This window comes from Maribacter algicola, from assembly GCF_003933245.1.
Taxonomy (GTDB): Bacteria; Bacteroidota; Bacteroidia; order Flavobacteriales; family Flavobacteriaceae; genus Maribacter; species Maribacter algicola.
On record NZ_QUSX01000001.1, the window covers coordinates 740241 to 764923 of the forward strand.

Below are 24683 nucleotides of genomic sequence, written 5' to 3' on the forward strand. Positions count from 1 at the left end.
ATCTTCGGTTTTTATGAATATATAGTTCCCCAATCTGACAGCCTGTTGGCTCCAAAAACACCAATAAATTGCTTCATGTGGATTTTCTTTTCTTTCTCCATTAAATATGATATTAGGTTAACGCCATCAAGCTCATCCACTGTTCCCAATCCTGCAAGGGCAACACAGGTCGCTGCTACATCAAGGGAATTAACTGGTCTATCATAAATTTGTCCCCCTGGTATGCCCTTGGGCCAGTTAATGATGAAAGTTACTCGGACACCTCCTTCGGATAGCATTCCCTTTTCACCTATCAATGGAGTGATTAAGGAACCATCCCAAGCTCCTCCTTTAAAAGAGACGGGCTTGTCTTCAATGGTTATTTTTAATGCAGCACCGTTATCGCTGATAAAAAATATGATTGTATTCTCTTCCACTCCCATTTCTCGAAGGGTTTGTTTCATTTTGCCTACACCATGATCAATTGCCGACATCCTGGCCAAGCAGGAACGACGGCGTACCGGCATATCGTCAGGAAATCGGTCCAAATATTTTTTGGTAGCCTTTAACGATACATGAGGAGCAAAATAGGAGACGTAATAGAAAAATGGTTTGTCACCGTTCTTTTTAATGAATTCAACAGTGGCATCAGTCTGTATATCCAAGCGATAACCTTCTTGTTTTATCCTTATCGGGTCTATTGCATCGCCTTCTAAAGTATAGGTAGCCCAAAAGTTAGTCCCGCAACCTTGAAACTTTTTGTCAAAACCCCGATTGAAACTCATATACGATATTTTCTTTTCAAAAGGAATGTCTTCTGGCAGGTATTTTTTCTTATGATTGAGTTCCAGTAAATTCTCAACAATCCACTCCTTTGATTGGTGGTTGTGGTCTAAATGCCATTTACCCGTCATCCCTGTTACATAACCTGCTTTCTGCATACGTCCGGCAATCAGGTCTTCACTTAATGGAAGCGGAACAAGTCCATTATGATCAAGACCGAATCTTTGTTGGAAACGACCTGTCAACAATCCAGCTCCTGAAGGAATACCTTGGGGCGCGGTCACGTAACCTGATGTCATCCCTGCTCCGTTTTTGGCAAGCAAATCAAGATTCGGGGTTTTATTGTCACTTACCTGGCCATAAGGGCACACATTGGCGTACCCTTGGTCAACAGTGAATTTCAGGATGATATCTGGTCTATCCTGACCAAAAGACAATGAAGTCATCCATAGCACTAATACTAAAATGATATCCTTGGATTTTATGGGTTTAAAGATTAAATGATAGTAAATGTATTCTTGTTGAACACATTCATCATCCTGCACTTTCCTGATGTAAAAATTATCAAGCATTATAGGGCAGGATAGTTTACCCAAAATCTCAAGGTAGTTTTAGAGTATTGTTGATAACTAAACATACAATGCAAAAATTTCTATTCTTTCTTTTGATTTCTCCTTGGGCCATACTTTCACAAAACTCAAAAACGCCCTTGTCCTTGAATACCGAAAAAGTCAATGATATTACTGTTGAAATTTTGGAAAGCGCAACGTTCAGCCTTGAAACAACTGGAAAAGACCCCCATATATATACTAATGCCCTTTCATTTAACGTAAACATATCACACAACAGATTGGCTTTTGAGTACTTCTGCCCAACGGGAGTGGATTTTATCGAATTGCACTTTTATCCGGAACGTGAAGGACTGAAACCCAAAATTGTGAGGGACGTAGGTTCAACAGAGGGCTGGGTGGAATTTAAAATCGATTTAAGTGCAGAATTAAAGGAATGGGGCAAAAAAGGGGATTACCTTCGTTTGGATTTTGGCGCTGCCCCAGCATTGAACATTCAGATTAGAGATTTGGTGCTCAGACCACAGACTTTTCGAGAAAAGGAGTTGGAAGCCAAGAAGGAAATCCAAAAGAAACAGGAAGCCCTTCTAGAAAAAAATTTGGCATCCTATTTGGACAGGGAGTATCAAAACTCCATTTCAAATGTTTTGGTAACCGATGATAACGTGCATATAGAGGGAGAGGTTGCCAATAGTGGAAATTTATTCTTGGCTGAAATCAGCCCTTATGAACACGCAACGGAATTAGAGAAATTTGAATTCATTGTACCTGTGGAATCCGAAAATGAAAAATTCAAAATTTCCGTTGACCGGACCATACAGCGCCATGGATTTAATCAAGACCGAGTACTTTCAAAATGGATGATTGTACAGAAAAAAGGAGAAGATTACCTGCCGGTTTCGCATGCTCGCTACGCGGATTCCATCGTTCCTAAATATACCTATTCCTTTGTAAAACCTTCCACTAAAAAAGGGCTCGGTGGATATAGCGCCAACAGACAGGCACCTATCTCCGATCTCGACGATTTGGGAATCACCAGTGCTACGGTGAATATTTGGGTCACCCATTTTTTCCGCTCTGGACCATCTCAAGAAAACCTGCCCTTTGAATATATGGGCAAGACATATTATGTTGATAAAAAACAGGTGGAGAATTACGACAAGACCCTGCTTACCACTGCGGAAAGGGACATAGAGGTCTCTGCCATACTTTTAGTGGATAAGGCTTCAAAAGCAAAAGATCCCGAGATAGGACGTATTCTTCAGCATCCAGACTGCGATCCCGCTGGAATCTACAGTATGCCTAACCTAACCACCCCTGAAGGGGTACAGTATTATGCAGCGGTTCTGGATTTCTTAGCGGACAGATATAGTAGACCTGATAAAAAATATGGGAGAATACACCATTACATTATCCACAATGAAGTAGATGCAGGCTGGGTGTGGACAAACGCCGGAGAGAAGACCCCTTTGGTGTTCATGGACCTCTACCATAAATCCATGCGCATGTCCCACAATATAGCTCGCAAATACAATCCAAATTCAAAAGTATTTATTTCCTTGACCCATTATTGGAACTGGACTTCCAATCCAAAATTCTACCATTCCAAAGAACTTTTGAAACAACTTCTCCAGTTTTCAAAAAAGGAAGGTGACTTTGAGTGGGCCATTGCCCATCACCCCTATCCCGAATCACTGCGCGAGCCAAAGACTTGGTTGGACAAAAAAGTCAGTTTTGATTTTGACACTCAACTTATCACCTTTAAAAATACGGAGGTTTTGGATGCCTGGGTAAAACAGCCAGAAGTGCTTTTCAAAGGAAAGACGAAACGCCTCGTTTACCTTTCGGAAAATGGTACCAACTCACCTACCTATAGTGATCAAGACTTAAAAGAGCAGGCCGCTGGTATGGCCTATGCCATGAAAAAAATAAAATATCTGGACGGTATCGATGGTTTCCAATATCACAATTGGCAAGATAACCGAAAAGAAGGCGGGCTGCGCATTGGATTAAGGCGTTTTCCAGATGACAAGGAAGACCCCAGCGGTATAAAACCCGTTTGGAAGGTCTATCAGGCCTTTGGAACGGAACAGGAAGATGAAGTGTACGACCAATACAAACCAATGATCGGGATAGACAGTTGGGATGAAATCAGCTACAAGGGTAAAATCGAAAAAAAAAAGCTAAAATCCTCATCGAACGTTAGCAATCCAAACTGGACTGCTACCGATGCCCTGGGTCGAAAATTGCCCGATTACAAAGAAGTCGGTGCCCCTAAAAAAAATCGGTATGTGGGCATGTTCTATTTTATGACGCACAACAATACCGATGCCCCAGGTCCCTTCAACGTAACCGAAATTTTAAAAAAGAACCCAAAAAACCCACAATGGGGCAATGGCAGCCACTACTGGGGAGAACCTGAGATTGGATATTACCTAAACCAAGAAGCGTGGGCCATTCGCAAGCATGCGTATCAATTGGTGGATGCAGGTATAGATGTCATCATTATGGACGTGACAAATAACAAAACCTATACAGAGACCTATCTTAAAATATGTGAGGTCTTTGCTGCAATGCGAAAAGAAGGGGAGCAAACGCCCTACGTTGCTTTTTTGGGAAGCGAAATTTCGGTCAATACCCTGTGGAATGAATTCTATTCCAAAGGCTTATACCAAGACCTCTGGTTTTATTGGAAGGGAAAACCGCTCCTATTATATGGACAGCATGAAATGCCCGGCAGGAATAAAGTGAATGATATAACTTTTTCAGAAGAAATACGGTCTTTTTTCAATTTAAAACAAAGTTGGGCTTGGACATCTTTGCCCTGGTATGATCAAAAAGGTAAGGATGAATGGCCATGGATCGATCATTTTCCACAAGCCATAGCCTGGCACAATGACCCGCAAGAAAAAGAAATGGTACCTGTTGCCGCTGCACAACATCCTTTATCCAATATTGGTCGTAGCTTTCATCATTTCCATCAGCCAGAAATCAATATGTTTGATGTTACTCCAGATACTGACAAAGGATTGTTCTTTCAAGAACAATGGGATAGAGCCTTGGAGGTTGACCCAGAATTTGTTTTTGTGACCGGATGGAACGAGTGGTCGGCGGGTAGACAACAAATGGGAAAGAATATAAGCAAGGATCTTCAGAAGTGGAGTTTTTATCCGGGTGCGCATTTAGGTAAAGTGGGAAAAAAGCTGCAGGAAGGCGATGTATACTTTATCGATCAATACAATCAGGAATACAGCAGGGATATAGAGCCCATGAATGGCGGACATACCGATAATTATTACTATCAATTGATGGCGAATGTCAGGAGGTATAAAGGTATGCCCAAACCTATAACACCAAAAGAAAAAAGAAGCATTTATATAGCTGAAGATTTTAATCAATGGAATGAAGTGGAAATAACTTTTTACGATCACACAGGTGATACCGCACACAGGAATAGTCAAAAACAGGGTGCTGCCGGACCCTATATCAATACTAAAGGAAGGAACGATATTGTCGAAACAAAAGTGGCAAGGGACGAAAGCCAAGTTTATTTCTATGCAAAGACCCTAAATCCCATTACCAAACCAGAAAATCAAAACTGGATGTTGTTATTCATTGATGCTGACCGTGACAAGGCCACCGGTTGGGAAGGGTATGATCTTTTGATAAATCAAGAGTTGATGACAGATGGAAAAACCACCATCAAAAAGTTCCATCCAAGAAAGGGATGGGAAAACAGTGGCGAAACGCCATTTACAGTTAAAGAAAACCAATTAATGTTTTCAATACCAAGAGCCCATTTTCCCAAGGATAACCATTTAAATTTTGAATTCCACTGGATAGACAATCCACCAAAACTGGAAAGCATTTACGATTTTTTTACTGCTGGCGACAATGCACCAAACAGAAGGGCGAACTATATCTATTCAGAATGAGACAAGTCATTTTAAGTAAAAAACAGTTTCTGGCATTAGTGCAGGTATTGTAATTCTAATGGATACAAATCAGAAGTCGAGCAAGAAATAGCAATGTCCAATAAACGCCCAAATATCGTATTTATCCTTGCCAATGACTACGGCATTATGGACTCGCAAGCGTATGCGCAAAAATTTACCGGCGTTGAACCATCCAAAATGTTTTATGAAACAACCAATATTGATCGCTTAATCAATGAGAGCACCGCCTTCTCCCAAGCTTATGCCAATCAATTGTACTCCCCTACCCGGGCAAGTATCATGACAGGAAAATATGCCGGGAGGTTGGATTGTACTACTGTAATGCCACCGCGGGAAACATATTACAATCAAAATCCAACCACACCAGAAGGCTCTTATGCCCATGATGTATTGGGGAATAAGGACAATTTTCTAATTGAAGAAGTTAGAAGCGTACCAATTAAAGATATGTTCTACGAATATTTCGTTTAAAATTAAATGTAAAAAAATGGTAGGCGTAAAAACCACATCGATTGTAGTTTATATTTCACTTCTGATTGGATTGATTGCATATAAAAACAAGAATCCAATAAATACTAAATCTATAGAGCCATCATCTAAAAATGATGGGTTCATTTCAATTTTAATGGTGAAACTTTATACGACTGGGATGGTAACCCCATTTACTGGAGTGTGGATAATGGCAGCCTTATTGGTAGAATTACACCAGAAACACTGTAAAACAAAAATATGTTCATTATTTGGCAGGGTGGCAAACCCAGTAACTTTGAGCTAAAATTGGATTACCGCATCAGTGAAGACAGTAATAGTGGAATAAATTATAGGAGTGAGTCCATAAATACAATTCCAAATACTTTTAAGGGATACCAAGTCGATATTGATGGAAAAAACGACTATACCGGTCAAATTTATGAAGAGAGAAAAAGGACCGCCTTAGCGTTTCAAGGTGGAAAAGTATATGTGAATCCGCTAATAAATTTGAAAAAAAAGTTCTTTGGCAGCTAATAATGAAAAAATTGCTGGCAAAATAGAGAAGTTACCAAATCGTTGGGCGGTAAAGAGTCATTGCTGACGCACATATGAAAGATGATTGGAATCTAGTTCTTTTAATAGTCAATGGTAATAGGATGAAACATTATGTGAATGGCGATATAATGAGCAATGTAACTGAGTAATGACACAATAAATAGCACCATGTCCTGTAAGATAGATGTTCAGGTGTATGTTGGGCCACCTATGAAGGTTGAGTTCCGGGACATCAAATTAAAGGAAATAGCAAATTGAGTAATTGTATTGTTATACATAACATGGGGCGATTAAAAAAATCGCACTCCAACTAACAAATTCAAACAAAGTCCACTTATCTCTGAGTAAAATGAACATAACCCGAATCACAACCAATTCTGTACTAGCCTGCAGAAAGTTTTGTCTTAGCCGCATGATAGGATACTGAAACAGGGCACAACAATTTAGATCACAAAGTTTATGTATACCCCGTAAATAAGAATATTACATATACTGACAGCCATGAGTGGTTAACAGGCAAGTGCCCAAATCTTGAAAACAAGCAACAATAGAAAAACTGTCAATAAAAATCAAATTACATGAAACGCAGAAAATTTTTAAAAAAGACCTCAAATTTTGCTTTAGCGACCGCCCTAACGCCTAACACTCATGCCATGGAATTATTAAGTCTGCAAAAAGATTTGAATATACCAATCATTGACACCCATCAGCACCTTTGGGATATTAATCGTTTCAAATTAAAATGGCCTGTTCCTCCTATCGACAATCAAAGTTTCTTGATTCCGGAATATAAAAAAGCTGTCGAAGTTCTGAACTTTGTAAAGTCCATCTACATGGAAGTTGATGTTCCATCCCATCAGAGAAGGGAAGAAGCCATTTTTGCTCAAGAAATATGTAAAGACCCGGATAATAACACACTAAAGGCCGTGATTTGCGCCAATCCCTCAGAAGCAAGTTTTAGGGTTTTTATGAAAGAATTTATTGGTAATAGGTATATTAAGGGCGTAAGATGCAGGTTCGCTTCGGTTGGCGACATGGTTTCATCAACAACTATAGCAAACTTACAATGGTTGGGAGACCAGGGTCTGTCCTTTGATTTGGGCATTTTGCCTGCCTGGTTGGGAGAAGCTGAAAATTTAGTCAAAGCCTGTCCAGAAACCACATTTATCCTAAACCATTGTGGAAATGCGGACCCTATCGCTTTCTTTCCAAACAACGTAAAACGACCCAGACCCCCAAGATGTGATGCCAAGGCATGGAAAAGGAATATATTAAACCTTGGTTCTTACAGCAATATCTATTGCAAGATATCAGGGATTATTTCTCATGTTCGTGAATTTGAACTTTCGGCTGAATTACTTAGAATTCCAGTAGAACACTGCCTTGATTCCTTTGATGATGACAAAGTTATTTTTGCCAGTGATTGGCCCGTTTGCCTTTATAATATGAGCCTAGAAAAATGGGTAAATACCCTGAAAACCATTGTAAAATCTAGAACTGTTATCCAACAAAGAAAACTTTTTCATGACAATGCAGCTTATCTTTATAAAGTCTGAGTTTTAGTTTTTTTTCCTCTCGCCATATCTACAATGACACCCAGTCAAAGTGGCTTTTCTGAAGCCAGTAAACCGACGGTTTAGGCAACCTCAATAAGGCTTTTATATTGTTACAGCCAATCCCTAAACCCTGCATTTGTAGAAATTTATCCAATAACGGTACAGTGCAGGATATGGTTTGTTGTGATTATTGTTTTATTGCAATAATAAAACGTAAGATGAACAAAACATATTTTTTAGCCAAGGCACTTCTATTAATTATCTCTGTAGTAAGTCTAGCCCATTGTTCCCGCATAAACAATAAAACGTCGGTTTCAATTCAAGGTGACCAATTTTACATCAATGGAGAAATAACATACAAAAACCGGTACTGGAAAGGTAATAAAATTGAGGGGCTTCTAATGAACTCTAGAATGGTTCAAGGGATATTTGATGACCTAAATCCTGAAACTGTCAAAAATTTTGGTTACCCCGATACCCAAAAATGGGATGCCGATCGCAATACCGATGAGTTTGTTTCCGCAATGGAGGATTGGAAAGAGCATGGCCTTTTAGCCTTTTCTTTAAATCTCCAAGGTGGCAGTCCTTTGGGGTATGGGAACCACGGATGGATCAATTCAACTTTTGATGAAAAAGGAAACCTTCGTCCTGCTTACATCAAAAGGTTAACACGAATTTTAGATCGGGCCAATGAGTTGGGCATGGTTGTGATTCTGGGATACTTTTATTTTGGCCAAGATCAATATTTGGAAGATGAAAAAGCAATATTGAATGCAACTGACAACATCACCCGCTGGATTCAAGAAAAGGACTACCAAAATATCCTCATTGAAATAAACAATGAATGCAATGGTTCCTACGACCATGAGATCCTTACCTGTTCAAGAGTTCACGAACTAATTCAAAGAGTAAAAAACATAGGAGGTGAAAATCTGTTGGTCAGCACAAGCTACGCAGGTAGTGTAATTCCCCAACAAAATGTTTTGCAAGTTTCAGATTATGTACTCATTCATGGAAATGGCGTTGATGAACCCTCGGGGATTACTGAAATGGTGAGAAAAACTAAAAACGTAACCGGGTATAGCGGCCAGCCTATCTTGTTCAATGAAGATGATCATTTCAATTTTGATGCAGATGATTACAACTTTAAATCAGCCATTGAATCCTATACATCATGGGGCTATTTTGACTATAGAATGAGTGGTGAAGGGTTTGAGGACGGTTTTCAGAGTATTCCCGTTGACTGGGGCATCAATTCAACCAGAAAAAAGGCCTTTTTCAAAAAACTCAAAGAAATTACCGGCTATTAGTCAGCAGTAAACCAATTTTAAGACAAAATGAAAACAAATAGTACTATGCAATGACCGTGAAATCAGAACTTACATTCCTGCTAGTGCTTCTAGGCATATTCGGTGGGTGCAACCCTCACAAAAAGACGAAAGAACAACACAACCCCAGCAAACCGAATGTGCTTTTTATTGCAGTGGACGACCTTAACGATTGGATAGGTGCACTTGGGGGGCATCCACAAGCCAAAACCCCTAATATAGACAAGCTTGCACGTCGTGGTGTGCTATTTACCAATGCCCAGTGTCAAGCTCCGGTCTGTAATCCATCAAGGGTCAGTATAATGACATCACTCTATCCCAGCACTACAGGAATTTATTTTCTAAATCCTGATATTTCGGAATCACCCATGGCCGACAAGACAGTAGTGATGCCGAGACGATTTCAACAGGAAGGGTATCATGTTTCCGGAGCGGGTAAGCTTTTCCATAATGCCGAAGGAATAAATGAGAGACACATTCCAAATTATGCAGGCCAATTTGGGGGATTTGGCCCAATGCCTAAAGAAAAAATAAGCACATTTCCCGGACATCCGCTCTGGGATTGGGGCGTTTATCCGGAAAGCGATGACCAAATGCCCGATTATAAAATTGCAGATTGGGCCGAGGAAGAACTGACTGGGAAACGCGAACAACCGTTCTGGATGGGCATTGGTTTTTACCGCCCACACGTGCCGCAATTTGTCCCACAAAAATGGTTTGATATGTACCCCTTGGAATCCCTTGAGCTTCCAAAAACCATATCTGGAGATTTGAAGGATATATCGTCTTATGGTTCAGATATTACGCGGTTAGAGCATGTATCCCCCACCCACGAATGGGTTTTAAAAAACGATGAATGGAAGCCCCTGGTTCAATCTTATCTGGCTTGCATAAGCTTTGTGGATGAACAGGTAGGGCGCGTTCTTACTGCATTGGATGAAAGGGCTTATGGAGAAAATACGTATGTGGTTCTGCTCAGCGACCATGGGTTCCATATCGGTGAAAAAGAACGTCACGCCAAACGTAGCCTTTGGGAAGACGGCACACGGGTTCCCTTGATCATCATGGGGCCAGGCATTCCCGAAGGGAAAGTATGCAAGAAACCCGTTCAGTTATTGGATATTTATCCCACATTACTGGAGTTGTGCAACCTTGAACCAGATTCAAGCCATGAAGGAAATTCACTGATTCCCTTACTACAAAATACTGAAATTGATTGGCCGTATTACTCAAGAACCAGTTTTGGTCCCGGTAATTACGCCATTGTATCGGAAAACTATCGCTTTATTCAATATAATGATGGTTCCGAAGAATTTTATGACCACACCAAAGATGCCGAAGAGTGGTATAATGAAATCAACAATCAAGTCTACAGCGAAATAATTGAAAAGCATAGGGCACAAATCCCAAAAGCCTATCATGAAATCCTGGGAAAGGAATCAACTGGCCACCTATCCTATATGGCATCCGAAAAGAACAAAAAGACTAGAAATTAGAACAACACCCATTAAAACTTGATTTATGAAAAAAGGAATGATCAAACTGAGCGCCCTATACCCAAAAAAAGAAGGTAGCTATTTTAATATGGAATACTATTGCAATACCCATACGCCCATGGTGGCCAGGTTATTGGGGGAAGCTATGAAACACTCTGCCGTGGAAAAAGGGGTAAGTGCTTTTGAAAGAGACTCAGAGAGTCCTTTTATGGCCATGGGACACCTATATTTTGACTCCGTGGATGAGATGCACAAGGCATTTGAACCTTATTTAGACGAAATTATGGGCGATATACAGAATTACACCAACGTACAACCTTATTTTCAAATAAGTGAAGTTATGATCTAAGAAAGTCACCTTCTTTGCGATTTTCCCGAAACAATTCAAACGGGCTTTTAACCCGGTTTTGAGCCCAACCTTCCTTGGGTTCTACCCTTTTGAAATCGCTTGCTGTGTAAAAGGTGTATTCATACTCCTTCATCCATTTCTGGGTCAGCAATTTTAAGCTGTCCTTGACCTGAACGTAATTTGTATCCCAGAAAGGATTGTTGCTTTGGTACGGATCATTCTTTCTATCAAAAAGCACGTTGGACAACGAAGACACATCAGGCTCATCCGTACCACCATATGCAAAAGAGAAATCTTTGGTGACCACGCCTCGCCAATCCTCATTTGTGTTAACCTCAATACTATATACCCACGTGGGTATGATCTTTTGAGTATGCTCGTCCCCATTTAGAATAGCGGTTGCAAGGTTTATACCGTCATAGTCCTGTTGGGTCTCAATATCCAATAAACCTAGAATGGTAAGCATAAAATCCAATGTACCTATCAGCAAACTGGTCGTAGCCCCTTTTTTAAGTTTATGGGGATATCTCATCATCAATGGTATGCGGGCAGAATAATCATGAGGGTATTGTTTTTGGGAAGGCGTGCTCTCCATAGATTCCAACATATTACCAGGGTCTGCGGAAAATATGGCCAGTGTATTCTCTGTCTCCCCAATTTTATCAAGCTTGTCCATAAGTTGGCCAAACGCCCAATCAACACCTGAAATCATTGCCATATGACCATGGTACATGCGCCTTCTATCTGGTGAGGATTTCAAATCTGGCCGTACTTGAATCGAATCCCTTTGATAGAGTTCCATAAGTTCTTCTAGAGTATCATACTGATAATGCAATTTCCCATCAGATCCTTTGAAGTTTCCCCAATCATGGGGTGGATGCCAAGATACGACAAGAGTAAAGGGCTTTTCCTTATCAAAGTTATCCAACAATTGCATTGCCTGATCCGTTTGTCCATAAACCTCCCATTTGTCAAAATACTCCTTGTTTCCCTTTTCGTTCCAGAAAAAGGCTTTTCCCGGCCTAAAATCCACATGACAATTGTTGGTAAGGACAGTATCAAAACCGTAACGCATATCATTGGGTATGGGCCTAACGCGATTTCCACCCAGCAAGTGCCATTTTCCAACATAGGCAGTCTGGTATCCATTGGCTTTCAAAACTTTGGCAAGTAGTTCAGTCTTATTGGACAGCAAAGGTTTGTCGTTGACAAAAGCACCATTCTACAAGGGGTGCATGCCACTGAGCAACATCCCTCTAAAGGGTGTACAAACGGGTTGGTTGGAAAACGCCATGTCAAAACGGATACCTTCCGTGGCAAAATTGTCCAGATTTGTCGTAATCACTTGATTGTTCCCATACGCCCCAAGCATATCATTGCTATGCTGATCGGAAAGTACAATCAAAAGATTGGGTTTGTTCTCTTGTTGGGATATTTTACTTGATTGGTTTTTACATGAGATTTGAGCAATAATAGTTGCCAAAACAGACAAAAATAATCCTTTTTTCATGTCTATGTTTCTATTGTAACAAACGAGATGAGTTATCCTTAAACCCTATTCTTTACGACAATGGTATACGTGCCAGAACCAAAATCTCCGATATATGAAAAACCATTTTCATTTTTAATGTGATCAACTGGCTTTCCATTGTTGGTAATGGAAACGGCTTTATCATAATTTGGCACATAAATGCTCCCATTACAATTATTTGGGATTGTAACGTTCCATATGAAGGCATCTTTTTGATGAGTCCACCTACTTTTTATGGTTCCAGACGCAGATTTATAAGAAATATCGGAATTTTCAATGTATTGGGTCAAATACGGTTTGAATACAATGCTTTTGAAACCTGGATCTTCAATTGTTGGATTGATACCTCCGATTCCTGAGAAAAACCAAGCATCAAAACCTCCTTGCATGGGGTGACTATGACTTTTTTTAGCCATTGTTTCAAAAATATCAGAGCCTGCTTCACCAATGGTCGTTGGAAGCACCTCCCAAAGGGTCGTTGCGTTGTAGTGATTCCACATGGCTTCAAAGCTATTGTTCCCCTTTTTCACCAGTAGGTCATACGCCTCCTTCTCAAAACCATTTTCAGAAAGTACCTTAAAAATTCTTGCAATCCCAAAAATACCCGTATTAATAAAGTCATTAAAATTTTCATGACTATCCAAAACAATGCTAGCGGCGACATCTTTTCGGTATGATTTTGGTACTATACCAATGTCCAGCGCTAAACAATTAGCCGTCTGGCTACCATAGGAAAGCGTGCCTTTGTCTAGAAAAGCATTATTAAAAGCTTCGGAAAGTTCATTTTTCATTTGGGTGTACTTTATTTCATCCGAAGAGAATCCCAGAGTTTTGGCCGTTTTACTTAAAATATCAACATCCAAAATGTGAAACGCCGTGGAGCTTATTGGAACTGGGCAATCAATATTGACATTGCCTCCTGGCGGACACCAGTCTCCAAGTCCGTGAACAATGACTCCGTCCTCCTTTTTGGAATGAACAAAATCCACCCAAGTTTTCATATCATTGTAAAACTCTTTTAAAACACTATCATCGCCATAGTGCACATACAAATACCATGGAATTTGAACTACGGCGGTGCCCCAGTCCGGGCTTGCTGTTCCACTGGTCCTTCTTCCAGGGGCTATCATGGTTGTAATACCTTTTGGTTTAGTAACCATGCTCCTGTCGTGAAAGTTGGTTCCAAAGTAAAGTTCCTTTTTTTCTTCACGGCCAGAAGAACGCATATCAAACAAATATTTGGTCAAGAACTTCTTGGCGTTGTAATTATACATCAAGGTTTTTGCCATGGCATGTGCGTCCCCTGTCCAACCACATTTTTCGCGATGGGGACAGTCCGTAGGGATACCCTGTAGATTGCCCCTTAGTGTGTGTACCGTTAATTCATGTAATTTATTGACATTTGATTCTGAGGTATTGAGTTTGCCCGTATTCTCCATAGCTGAATAAATTACCATTCCAGTCAACAAGTCTTTTGTTGGAGTTTTATCCAATCCTCCAACTTCAGCATATCTGAAACCATGATATGTAAAACGGGGTTCCCAAATTTCCAAGGAATCGCCACCCTTACATATGTATTTTTCCGTCTGAATTACCTTGGTTGCACTTACCCCAGTAGATCTAAAATCCATTCGTCCATCTTCACTCAATTCTTCTGCCATCCGAATGGTTATCTCCTGTCCCTGCTCTCCGTCGATTTTTAATCGGTTCCATCCGGTAAAATTTTGACCAAAATCAAAAATATAGGTACCATCAGGCTGCGAGATTATTGCTTTTGGATAGATGGAATCCATAACTTTTATGGGTTCCGCAAATTGTTCAATTAGCTTGGTAGGATGCTCTTTACCAATAAGGGCATTTTCCCATGATGTATTGGCAGTGTATGCAAACCAATCGCCAGCTTCTTTGCGGGCATCGTAAAATTCTCCAGCGTAGATATTTGAAAAAGTAATAGGTCCTGGTTTCCATTTCCACGAATTATCCGAAATGATAATTTTTTTTGAACCATCTTTAAAATAAACTTCAATCTCTGCTGAAAACACAGGTTGCCCATAAATCATAGAGTCGTTCCAGACTACATTCTGATTGTACCAACCATTGCCCAACATAATCCCCAAAACGTTTAGTTCTCCAAGTCGTTCCTTGGCAATATTCAGACCCGTATAAAAGGTGTAATCTTCATAGTTTGTCTGTGCTGGGTCCAATACATGATCCCCAATTTTTTCTCCATTTAAATAAGCCTCAAAAAAACCGGGGGCAGCCACATAAAGTCTTGCAAAATCTATTTCTTTTTCAATATCCAATTGAAACTCCTTTCGAAAAAGAGGCAGAGCCGAATCTTTTGCATAATTATAGGTAATCCATTTCGCCTTCCAATCCTTGGAGTGGTTGAGCGGTGCTATTATCTCCATTTCCTTGCTCCAATCTGAAACTAAATTGTTTTTGTCCCATATCCGGACCTTGGAGTAATACTTTAGACCCCCGTTCAAAGAATCTCCGGAATAGGGTATGTGAAGCTGCTGCGCACTCTCGACCTTCCCAGAATCAAAAATCGCTTTTGACATATTTTCCGGTTCAGAATACACAACAATTTGATATGCCTTTTGTTCATTTTTTGTAGGCGATTGTATATCCCAACTAAATGAAAATGGAACATCACAAAGACTGCAAAGGTCAACAGTGTGCAAAACCGATACATCCGTTTGTTTTTCGCAACTTGAAGCACATAATTGTATTACAAATACAACCAACAAAAGCCTACCGAACATAGATATCAGATTAGGGTGCATACTTAAAGCTAAAAGAATACGTTCCAGATCCAATTTCCAAAATAGCTTCTTTTTCATTTGTTGCTACAACTTTAATTGAAGGTACTTTGGCTAATTTTTTATTTCCCTCTCTTAAATCAGAAATATTCTCAATAGGGATATGGACTTTTGCTTTCGTATTCACTGGAATGTCTACGGTCATGAGAACCTTGTTACCTTGCCATTTCCAAGATGAGGCTATAGTGCCATTGATGCTCTTGTAGCTTCCATTTATAAAATCGACTTCCTTGCTTATGACGGGTTTTATCCGAATGTTTCGATAGCCGCCATCTTCCGTACCGATACCCACGGCATGCAGGAACATCCACTCAGCTACGGAGCCAAAAGCGTAATGGCTGAAAGAATTCATCTTCGCATTTAGATCGGAATTTTCTGCGTCATTTTTGGTGTAGCTATTCCAGCGTTCCCAAATGGAAGTGCTACCATTTTCCACTGAATACCCCCAACTGGGATACTCCGTTTGTTTGAACAGCTTGTAGGCCAAATCGTGATACCCATATTTGGACAGGGCCAACATCACATGTTTTGTACCTAGGAACCCACTCGAAAATTTGAAGCTATTTTTCTCGATTTTTTCTGCCAATCTTGCCGCTCCTTTCTCCGCCAAATTTTCCGGGAATAGGTCAAAATACAGGGCAAGGGCATAGGTGGTCTGCGTATCTTCGGTAGTTCTGCCATCTGGCAAAATGTATTTCTCAGAAAATGCCTTTTTAATATTCTCAAACAGAACGCGGTATTTTTGGGCATCTTGCGTACGACCCAACACTTCTGCAATCTCAGCCATCAACTTGGCATCATAGCCATAGAAGGATGCACCAATGTACCCTTTACTTGTCTCTTCATCCACCGCAAGCCAATCGCCCCAGTTATTTCCTCCACCAGGTCGTATAAAGTCCGTACTTGCATCGGCTTGAAACTCCATGAACTTTTCCATGCCCTTGTACATAAATTCCAAAATACGCTTATCATTATAGACCTTGTACATGTTATAGGGTATGATGATACCTGCATCCATCCATGCAGGGGAGTACTGATTGGGCCTTGAGTAGGGAAAAGGCGCAAAATTTGGATAGGCTCCATACCAGCGCTGTGCATCGTCAAGGTCAACTAAGAATTTGGTCATAAAACTAGCAACATCAGCATTGTAGGTCGCGGAACGCATATAGGTCTGTGCGTCGCCCGTCCAACCCAAGCGTTCATCACGTTGGGGACAATCTGTAGGAATGTCAAAAAAATTAGCCTCCTGTGTTGTCTTTATGTTCTCATATAGCGTATTGTTCATTTCATTGGAGGTCTTGAACGTACTGGCATCCGTTTTAATAGAACTCAAAACTATACCTGTGATAGCGTCCAAGCTGGGCTTTCCAGGATATCCGGTAACCTCCACATATTGAAAACCGTGATAGGTAAACTTTGGCTGCCAAACCTCGACCCCTTCCCCTTTTAGAATATAGGTATCGGTAGCTCTGGCTAGCCGAAGGTTCTCGGTCTGTATGTTCCCGTCTTGTTTTAAAATTTCACCAAAACGCAAACGAACTTCGGTCCCAGCTGGGCCTTCCACTTTTAATTCTGCGATACCGGCAAAATTCTTTCCTAAATCAAAAATATAAGTTCCAGGTTCTGGTTCGGTTATTTTAACCGGTCTTAATCGCTCAATATTCTTTATTAAACTACTTGGGTGCGCCTCAAGTTTTCCATCTGGATAGGTGTATACCTTTGGGGTTTTCCAACCTTGGTCATCATAACCGGGAGTATCCCAGCCGGAATGCTCCAATCTGGCATCGTACTTTTCCCCCATCAAAATATCCGCCTCGCGAACGGGCCCTTCATTGGATTTCCATGTTGAATCTGTTGCCAACACTTCTTCAGTACCATCTTCGTATTGAATATGCAATTGCCCCATAAAAGAGGGGTTCACCCCGTAAAATTCCCGCACCTTATCCAACCGTACCAATAAGGCATAGCCTATATAACCGGCATACCATCCATCAGCGATTACGGCACCAATGGCATTATCCCCTTGCTTTATGGAATTTGTTATATCATGGGTTTGGTAGTATAGGCGTTCGTTATAATCCGTCCAGCCGGGTGCAAAGTAATCATCGCCTACTTTCTCGCCATTGAGCCTTAGCTCATAAAGTCCAAGTGCAGTGGAATATACCGTCGCCCTTTTTACTTTCTTTGTTATCTGAAATGACTTTCTGAGATATCTTGCCGGGGGAAGATAAAGGCTATCGTATTTATCCGTAGTGTCATAACCCACATCATGACTGATGAACTGTCCTTGCCAATCAGAAAAATTCAGAAGGCCCATAGACCAGTGACCAGGTTCGCTCCATTCAGATTCTTGGTTGGATTCGTCCCAAATCTTCACCTTCCAGTAGTAATCCGTATTTGAAATAAGATTATCTCCCGCATAGACTATTTGGTTTGTATCATGCGAACTTACTTTTCCACTATCCCAAGTATCGCCTTGGTCTTCTTCCAAATTTTTCTTTGAAGATGAAACAAGAATTTGATATGCCGATTGGGATCTATTTCTCCCATTTCCCTCAAGAAGCCAACTGAACCTAGGGCTTAAAACTGTAATACCCATTGGATTTTCCAAATATTCTACGCGAAGTTCTTTTGGATTAAGTAAATCTTTTTGTGGTGCAGTGTTCGCAGTTATGCGGTTGAACCCGAAGCAAAGTATCGCTATCTTAATGATTAAACATATAAATGTATTCTGTGTCAATTTCATACCAACTGATTTAAGGTATATTGACCACCGTAATTTTAAATAGATTACCGCGACAATATGAATTAGTGTAATTTTATTAAAAAAATGGGCGAAGTCAAAAGCACTTCGCCCATCACTAAACTAAACAAACAATATTAATAACCTGGATTTTGCACTAAATTCTCATTTGCGTCCAATTGTGATTGTGGAATGGGCAACAATTCCAATTTTGGGTCATAGACCGTGCCAAAAAACTGGGCATCCTCGTTATTCTGAAGCGATTGTTCAATATCGCCCCATCTCTGTAAATCTGGATACTCTGTAAACTCTCCTGCCAATTCCCATTTTCTTTCCTGTTTAATGATTTCCCTTAACTCTGCTTGACTTGTTGTAACAACATCATCCAAACCTGCTCGGTCCCTTATTTGGTTTAAAAAGGGCAAAGCCTCAGATGAACTTCCACTTTCGTTTAGAGCTTCTGCAAGCATTAATAAAACATCACCATAGCGCATGAATATAAAATCATTACCATGCTGAAACGGATTGGTATATGCACCACTTGTATCCAATAATTTACCAAATCCAATGCCTTTGGGATCATTATAACCCCCAAAACGAGCATTATCCGGATTATTTGGGTCGTTGTACACAATCGTGTTACCATTAGTGTTAACGTATGAATACAATAGCGTAACGTCTCTCCTCAAATCGTTATCCAGAAAAGAATTATAAAAAGCTTCTGTAAAACCAAATTGATATTGTCCGCCATTGAATGCAAAAGGTGATAAAGGAACACCAGCAAAAAAGTTCAAAACGCTACCGGCACCATTTTGAGCAATATTTGGCCGTGCGAAAATGATTTCAGAATTAAATTCATTTTCGACTGAAAAAATATCTGCAAAATTCATCTGCAATGAATATGGTCCATTATCTACAATTTCTTGAAACTTTGAGGCCGCCATTGCATACATTGCATCTTGCTCTAGGGGTTTGCCTGCCATATTAAGGTAGACTTTACCTAAATAGGCCTTAGCTGCCCATGAAGTAGCCCGGCCAAGATTAGGATTGTCCCAACTTTCAGGAAGTCTGGTTTCTGCATATTCTAAATCTTCTATGATGACATTATATACTTCTTCGATTGAGCTTCTAGACTTTTTTACAGTTTCATCTGAAAAATCTTTGGTCGCTTCAAGTTGTAGTGGTACTCCTCCGAACCATTTGACCAGATTAAAATAGTACCAAGCCCTTAAAAATCTAGCTTCTGCTATTTTTTGCTCTTCAACACTTGGATCCAATCCTACGCCTGACACCTCCGCAATCACTGTATTGGCCCTATTGATGCCCCTGTAAAAATGGCTCCACCAAACACCATGTGCTGTTGTCGGTTGAAAAGCCAACGCGGAAAGTTGACCTTGGTTTCCATCGCCCTTGAGACGGACTACAACACTTTCACCCGCACCAGAGGTAGCCAAAAAATACCAAAGTTCATCTATACCTTCGTTCATTGTACTATATACACCAAAAAGTGCTGCATCTACATCTTTTTCGTTCTGGTAAAGGTTTTCTACCGATAAAAACGAAAAAGGAACTTCTTCAAGCGGTTCACATCCAAAAAGGAATAAGGTTGTCGCTATGGATATTATAATTTTTTTCATGATTATATCTTTTTAAATTTTAAAATGATAGATTAACACCAAAAGTGAATGTTTTAGGTCTCGGATAGGCAGCCAGATCCACTCCAGGTGCTAAACCACCATTACTAGCTCTTAAGGTATCTGCGTCCAAAGAATTCACCTCTGGATCAAATCCGCTATAGTCTGTTATGGTGATCAGATTAGTTCCCGTCGCAAAGACCTGAAGATTGGTTATTCCTATTTTATCAGGTAAGGGAACATTGTATCTCAATGATATGTTCCTCAACCTAATGTAACTTCCATCTTCAACCATATAGTTAGCCACTGCAGGAATAATTGAATTTATTGATGGGAACCTAATGTCATTGGTTGGGTTTTCTGGTGTCCACCGGTTTTCGTACCACTCAACAGTTTGATTTCTGTAAGATTCGTTGCCAAATAAACCAGAACTTAATGTCGTTCGTACCGGATTGTACAAATCATTGCCGATAGATCCTTGAACAAAAACGTTCAAGGTCAAGTTTCTATAAGTAAAGTCGTTGTTCCATCCAAATAAGAAATCTGGATTTGGATTCCCTATAACTTTTCTATCTTCATTGGTAATAACCCCATCACCATCAACATCTTCAAATTTCCAATGCCCCAGTTGGGTGTCGTTTCTAAAAACAGCAAAGGTAGGGTTCCCATCTCCGTCAAAGTCACTTTCCTGAATTAGGCCAATGGCATTCAAGCCAAAGAATCGGCCGAATTCCTCCCCCGGTCTGTAAATGTGCCCGCTACCATAGACATTTACACCCATGCCAGGACCAAAAATTTCCTGGGCGCCGCCCAACTCCAATACTTTGGTCTTATATGACGTGTAATTAAAAGAGCTGTTCCATTGAAAATTTTTAGAGTTGACCAACAATGCATCGAGATTTAGTTCAATACCCTTGTTCTCTATACTTCCAAAATTCACCAATGCACCTCCAAAACCTGACTGTGAGGGAATTTGAATGTTCTGTAGCAGGTCTTTGGTCGTTTTTACGAAATAATCAGCGGTGAAATTGATTCTGTTTCTAAATAGACCCAAATCAAGTCCAACATTGGTTTGCTCCGTGGTTTCCCATTTTAGGTTCGGGTTGGCAACACTTTGTGGTATGTACGCCAAACCGGCGGAGTTTCCAATAGAGTACACCGATGTGCCATATCTGGAAAGCGACTGATAGGGGGCTATGGCCTGACTACCTGTTTCCCCCCAAGAAGCTCGTAATTTTAAATTGGAAAGGGTTTCATTATCCTTCAAAAAATTTTCTTCTGATATCCTCCATCCCACAGCTGCCGAGGGGAAATAGCCCCACTTTTCATTTTCTGCAAAACGTGAGGAACCATCAGCACGCACCGTTGCCGTAAGCAGATATTTATTTTTAAAGGAATAATTGAACCTTGCAAAACCGGATTGCAGAATGCTTTGAGAACGATTGGAGCCTACAACTGGTATTCCAGTGGCAACTCCAAAGTTATCATACCCCAATAATTGTATATCGAAATCATTTACATTTAAGGAGGTACCATAATTGTTGAACTCACTGTACTCCGCCCCTAAGGTAGCAGAGAATTCATGGTCTTCACCAAATTGGTCGGTGTAGGTCAAATAGTTGCTTACAATATAATCGTATGCCCTACTATTACCTGAGGAACCTACGGCATTTGACAATAAACCACCTGCTACAGTTGATGGCGTAAAAATATCTCTAGTTCTTAGCCTAAAGTTTAGGCCTCCATTAAATGTATAGGATAATTTGTCGGTTATTTTCAGGGTAGCCTCAACATTACCCAATACGTTTGTCAAAAAATCCCTATCATCCTGTTCGGTCACTTCTAAATAAGGGTTAACAAATTGTATGCCTTCACCAGTAAAACCAGAAAAATCTAAAGTGGGTACTATCGGTTCGGCAAAAAGCGCATTAAAAATAGGTCCTGCCCCATAAGGAAAAGCTCTGCTATCAGTAACTGACCTAAAGTTCTGGGTTTGGGTACCGTTCAAACTGAATTTCAAATTTAGCTTATCGTCCCAAGCATCCAAATCTAGATTTGCCCTTACACTTCCCCTCTTGAATTGTGAATTTATAATCACACCTTCATCGTTCAACATATTTCCTGAAATAAAAAAACGTGCATTTTCTCCGCCCCCTGAAATATTTAACCCATATTCTTGGCGTATTCCAGTTCTTACTATTTCTTCAACCCAATCGAATCCTTGATTCTCAAACTGCTCGGGATTGGGAAAAGGCAGGTCACTGCCAAGAGCAGCATTGGCCTCGTTTCTGTACTCTGCATAATCACGGCCGCTTAAAACCTCGTAAGGTGTGTCAATGGTAGAATAACTAATATTGGTGTAGAAATCAAAAGAAGTTTCCCCAATTTTACCTCTCTTTGTTGTAATCAATATAACTCCGTTTGCTCCCCTGGAACCATAAATGGCTGTTGCGGAAGCATCTTTCAATACTTCTAGGTTTTCTATTTCCTGAGGATTGAAATTTGGCGACCCACTAATCGGAATACCGTCAACTACATATAAGGGGGAATTGTCTCCGGATATTGAGTTGTTTCCCCTAATTCTAATACTGGCTGGTGCTCCTGGTTCTCCTGAGGCAGATGTAACCAATACTCCGCTACTTCTTCCCTGAAGTAATTGGTCGACACTGTTAAAAACGGCTTTTTCCAATTCTTCACTTCCAACCGAAGCAACTGCTCCGGTTATATCCGATTTCTTTTGGTTACCATAACCTATTACCACAACTTCATCAAGGTTTTGAGCATCTTCTTGTAGTACAACATCGATTGAGTTTCTTGCGCCAACCACTTCCTCTTTGGCGCTAAACCCAACATAGGAAAAAACCAAAACATTAGTCCCACTAACCAATTGAATTTGATAATTTCCGTCAAAATCAGATTGTACTCCGTTGGTTGTCCCTTTTTGAACTACACTTGCCCCAGGCAATGGTTCTCCGTCAGCACCGGTGATTGTTCCAGTCACTGTTTTTCCACTTTGTGAGAAAGTCAAAAAACAGGTCAGCATAAAAATGGGAATAACCAATTTTTTTAATTTTTGTTTAAAAATGGTTCTCATAAATTTCAGTTGTTAATTAATACTTTGTGTAAATTCTGTTTCAATATTAAAAGACTATTTAATTAAGGGTATCCTGCACCATGCTGTTTTTATTGATTTTTTTACAATTCTTTGCGGATTTATAAATTTGACAAAAGTTATTTTTTGATATAAACAATTTTGCCAGTACGTATAGAATATTTTTAGCTCCCTAACTAAATTCTCGGAATGTATATTAATTTCAATTTTATCAAATAAAAAGGACGGTATAGTATACCGCCCTCTTTAATTAACCAAACTCAAATAAAATATTTAATATCCTGGATTTTGGGTTAAATTAACATTTGCGCTTAATGTATTGGCATGAAGCGGCATTCGTATTAAGCCATCGTGCCAAACAGTACCCGCAGCGTTTACTGCTGGGCTTGCATCAAATGCCTCCTTGACATCACCCCAACGCTGGAGGTCATAATATCCTTGGTATTCCATTGCAAGTTCCCATCGTCTTTCCTGTTTGATATCGTCTAAAGTAACACTACCAAGATTGGCTATCCCTGCACGACTTCGTATTTCGTTAACATTTTGTAGGGCAGGGCCATCTTTTCCCAACTTGACCTGGGCCTCTGCCAACATGAGCAAAACATCCGCATAGCGAATAAAGACATAATCATTTTCATGAATAAGCGGTCCATTTCCCCCATCAGGATCAATATATTTTATCAAGGACATACCCGTTTCATCATCGGTGTAAGAACTCACAAACCCTAAATCAATACCCTCGTTTGGAGTATTATACGTAATCAAATCACCGTTTCTATCGATGTATTCAAATGCCAACCAATCCCTTCTCGCATCATTTTCATCAAATGAATCGTAGTAAGTTTGTAAGTAGCCAAATTGTACAAAGGAATTTAAACCACCATTAAACGGGCTGTTAGGAGGTCCATATCCCCATGGGACTAAAGTAGCAGTAGCAATATTATCTCGAATTACTGAATAGCCGTGTATAATCTCTGAATTCCATTCGTTATTTACATCAAAAACATCTTGTATATTAGGTTGTAAGGCGTAGTTACCAGAGTTGACCACTTCAAGTAACTTGGCCTCTGCTAAAGCGTAACCATCATCACCTGTAGATAACAAGCCTTGCTCGTTCAAACCTGCCATTTGCAGATATACTTTACCTAACAAAGCTTTGGCAGCTCCTGCAGTTGGTCTGCTATTTTCCTGTGCAGGCCTTGTTGCAGGTAAACGGCTCTCAGCAAAAATTAAGTCCTCAACAATAGCAGCATACACTTCTTCCTCTGAGCTCCTCGGTAGACTTGTTCCATCTAAAGGGATATCTGTTGTAGTCTCAAGGTGTAAAGGAACCCCACCATAAGTTCTTACCAATAAAAAGTACATATCTGCCCTATGGAATCTTGCTTCCGCCAATAGTTCCTCTTCTTTATCGCTATCCAGTTTTCCAGGGATAAGGTCCAGTAAAGAGTTACTTACACCAATCATAGTATAGCTACTGTTCCATATACTTTCCAAAAAGCCACTTGTAGCCGGGTTCCATGCATACTGCGTCCATCCGGCTCCAGAATCACCTTGTAGCCTAGATTTAGTATAAGGCAATGGTCCATCGGCAAGCATGTAGCGAACAAACATTCCCGCACCATTAGATTGCCATACATCATATAGACCGTTCACTGCGGATTCAATGGTTTCTTCAGAATTTACGCTCTCAGGTGTCAATAAAGATGGAGGATCTTCCTGTAAAGATTCACAACTATTCAACAACACTATCGTACTCACTAATAATAGTAATCCGTTTATGTAATATTTTAGAT

The 24683-nt window shown here is 40.2% G+C and carries 13 protein-coding genes and 1 pseudogene; 7 read left to right on the forward strand and 7 right to left on the reverse strand.

What is annotated here, in order from left to right; translation table 11 throughout:
• Positions 1 to 11 precede the first annotated feature (11 nt).
• Positions 12 to 1334: a sulfatase-like hydrolase/transferase gene (locus DZC72_RS03125; RefSeq protein WP_125221432.1), complete on the reverse strand. Its 1323-nt coding sequence runs from the start codon at positions 1332 to 1334 to the stop codon at positions 12 to 14.
• A gap of 68 nt (positions 1335 to 1402) precedes the next feature.
• Here DZC72_RS03125 and DZC72_RS03130 point away from each other — a divergent pair, with 68 nt between their 5' ends.
• The 7 genes from DZC72_RS03130 (at position 1403) to DZC72_RS03160 (ending at position 11042) form a co-directional block, all read left to right on the forward strand.
• Positions 1403 to 5266 carry a DUF5722 domain-containing protein gene (locus DZC72_RS03130; RefSeq protein ID WP_125221433.1) on the forward strand — a complete coding sequence of 1288 codons (3864 nt, stop codon included), beginning with the start codon at positions 1403 to 1405 and terminating at the stop codon, positions 5264 to 5266.
• A 93-nt stretch (positions 5267 to 5359) separates the two neighbouring features.
• Positions 5360 to 5758: a sulfatase-like hydrolase/transferase gene (locus DZC72_RS03135; protein ID WP_125221434.1), complete on the forward strand. Its 399-nt coding sequence runs from the start codon at positions 5360 to 5362 to the stop codon at positions 5756 to 5758.
• Positions 5759 to 6016: 258 nt separating this feature from the next.
• Positions 6017 to 6292, forward strand: coding sequence for a family 16 glycoside hydrolase (locus DZC72_RS17870; protein WP_207891700.1), 276 nt, complete (start codon positions 6017 to 6019; stop codon positions 6290 to 6292).
• A 599-nt stretch (positions 6293 to 6891) separates the two neighbouring features.
• A complete protein-coding gene (locus tag DZC72_RS03145; protein WP_125221435.1) occupies positions 6892 to 7869 on the forward strand; it encodes an amidohydrolase family protein in 978 nt (325 codons plus the stop codon).
• A 401-nt stretch (positions 7870 to 8270) separates the two neighbouring features.
• Positions 8271 to 9179: a hypothetical protein gene (locus tag DZC72_RS03150; protein WP_207891701.1), complete on the forward strand. Its 909-nt coding sequence runs from the start codon at positions 8271 to 8273 to the stop codon at positions 9177 to 9179.
• Positions 9180 to 9229: 50 nt separating this feature from the next.
• On the forward strand, positions 9230 to 10693 hold the full coding sequence (locus DZC72_RS03155; RefSeq protein ID WP_125221437.1) for a sulfatase: 1464 nt from the start codon (positions 9230 to 9232) through the stop codon (positions 10691 to 10693).
• 25 nt (positions 10694 to 10718) lie between these two features.
• Positions 10719 to 11042, forward strand: coding sequence for an EthD family reductase (locus DZC72_RS03160; RefSeq protein WP_207891702.1), 324 nt, complete (start codon positions 10719 to 10721; stop codon positions 11040 to 11042).
• Here DZC72_RS03160 and DZC72_RS03165 read toward each other — a convergent pair.
• From DZC72_RS03165 to DZC72_RS03190, 6 genes and pseudogenes are all read right to left on the reverse strand, one after another.
• Positions 11032 to 12552, reverse strand: a pseudogene (locus tag DZC72_RS03165) (sulfatase family protein). The gene DZC72_RS03160 and the pseudogene DZC72_RS03165 overlap by 11 nt on opposite strands.
• 38 nt (positions 12553 to 12590) lie before the next feature.
• On the reverse strand, positions 12591 to 15419 hold the full coding sequence (locus tag DZC72_RS03170; RefSeq protein ID WP_125221438.1) for an alpha-L-rhamnosidase: 2829 nt from the start codon (positions 15417 to 15419) through the stop codon (positions 12591 to 12593).
• Positions 15352 to 18144, reverse strand: coding sequence for an alpha-L-rhamnosidase (locus DZC72_RS03175; protein WP_125221439.1), 2793 nt, complete (start codon positions 18142 to 18144; stop codon positions 15352 to 15354). Before DZC72_RS03175 ends, DZC72_RS03170 begins: the two co-directional genes overlap by 68 nt.
• A gap of 134 nt (positions 18145 to 18278) precedes the next feature.
• Positions 18279 to 19778 (reverse strand): RagB/SusD family nutrient uptake outer membrane protein, encoded by a 1500-nt coding sequence (locus DZC72_RS03180; RefSeq protein WP_125221440.1) that lies wholly within the window; start codon positions 19776 to 19778, stop codon positions 18279 to 18281.
• Between the two features lie 19 nt (positions 19779 to 19797).
• Positions 19798 to 22869: a SusC/RagA family TonB-linked outer membrane protein gene (locus DZC72_RS03185; protein ID WP_125221441.1), complete on the reverse strand. Its 3072-nt coding sequence runs from the start codon at positions 22867 to 22869 to the stop codon at positions 19798 to 19800.
• Between the two features lie 291 nt (positions 22870 to 23160).
• The gene (locus DZC72_RS03190) at positions 23161 to 24648 is read right to left on the reverse strand and encodes a RagB/SusD family nutrient uptake outer membrane protein (RefSeq protein ID WP_165869257.1); all 1488 of its coding nucleotides are present in this window, start codon (positions 24646 to 24648) and stop codon (positions 23161 to 23163) included.
• Between the last annotated feature and the right edge of the window lie 35 nt (positions 24649 to 24683).

Coding starts and splice junctions, on each gene's coding strand:
- DZC72_RS03160 (WP_207891702.1), top strand. CDS start 10,719: ATGAAAAAAGGAATGATCAAACTGAGCGCCCTATACCCAAAAAAAGAA.
- DZC72_RS03130 (WP_125221433.1), top strand. CDS start 1,403: ATGCAAAAATTTCTATTCTTTCTTTTGATTTCTCCTTGGGCCATACTT.
- DZC72_RS03185 (WP_125221441.1), bottom strand. CDS start 22,869: ATGAGAACCATTTTTAAACAAAAATTAAAAAAATTGGTTATTCCCATT.
- DZC72_RS03170 (WP_125221438.1), bottom strand. CDS start 15,419: ATGAAAAAGAAGCTATTTTGGAAATTGGATCTGGAACGTATTCTTTTA.
- DZC72_RS03145 (WP_125221435.1), top strand. CDS start 6,892: ATGAAACGCAGAAAATTTTTAAAAAAGACCTCAAATTTTGCTTTAGCG.
- DZC72_RS03155 (WP_125221437.1), top strand. CDS start 9,230: ATGACCGTGAAATCAGAACTTACATTCCTGCTAGTGCTTCTAGGCATA.
- DZC72_RS03135 (WP_125221434.1), top strand. CDS start 5,360: ATGTCCAATAAACGCCCAAATATCGTATTTATCCTTGCCAATGACTAC.
- DZC72_RS03180 (WP_125221440.1), bottom strand. CDS start 19,778: ATGAAAAAAATTATAATATCCATAGCGACAACCTTATTCCTTTTTGGA.
- DZC72_RS03150 (WP_207891701.1), top strand. CDS start 8,271: ATGAACTCTAGAATGGTTCAAGGGATATTTGATGACCTAAATCCTGAA.
- DZC72_RS03125 (WP_125221432.1), bottom strand. CDS start 1,334: ATGCTTGATAATTTTTACATCAGGAAAGTGCAGGATGATGAATGTGTT.
- DZC72_RS17870 (WP_207891700.1), top strand. CDS start 6,017: ATGTTCATTATTTGGCAGGGTGGCAAACCCAGTAACTTTGAGCTAAAA.
- DZC72_RS03175 (WP_125221439.1), bottom strand. CDS start 18,144: ATGAAATTGACACAGAATACATTTATATGTTTAATCATTAAGATAGCG.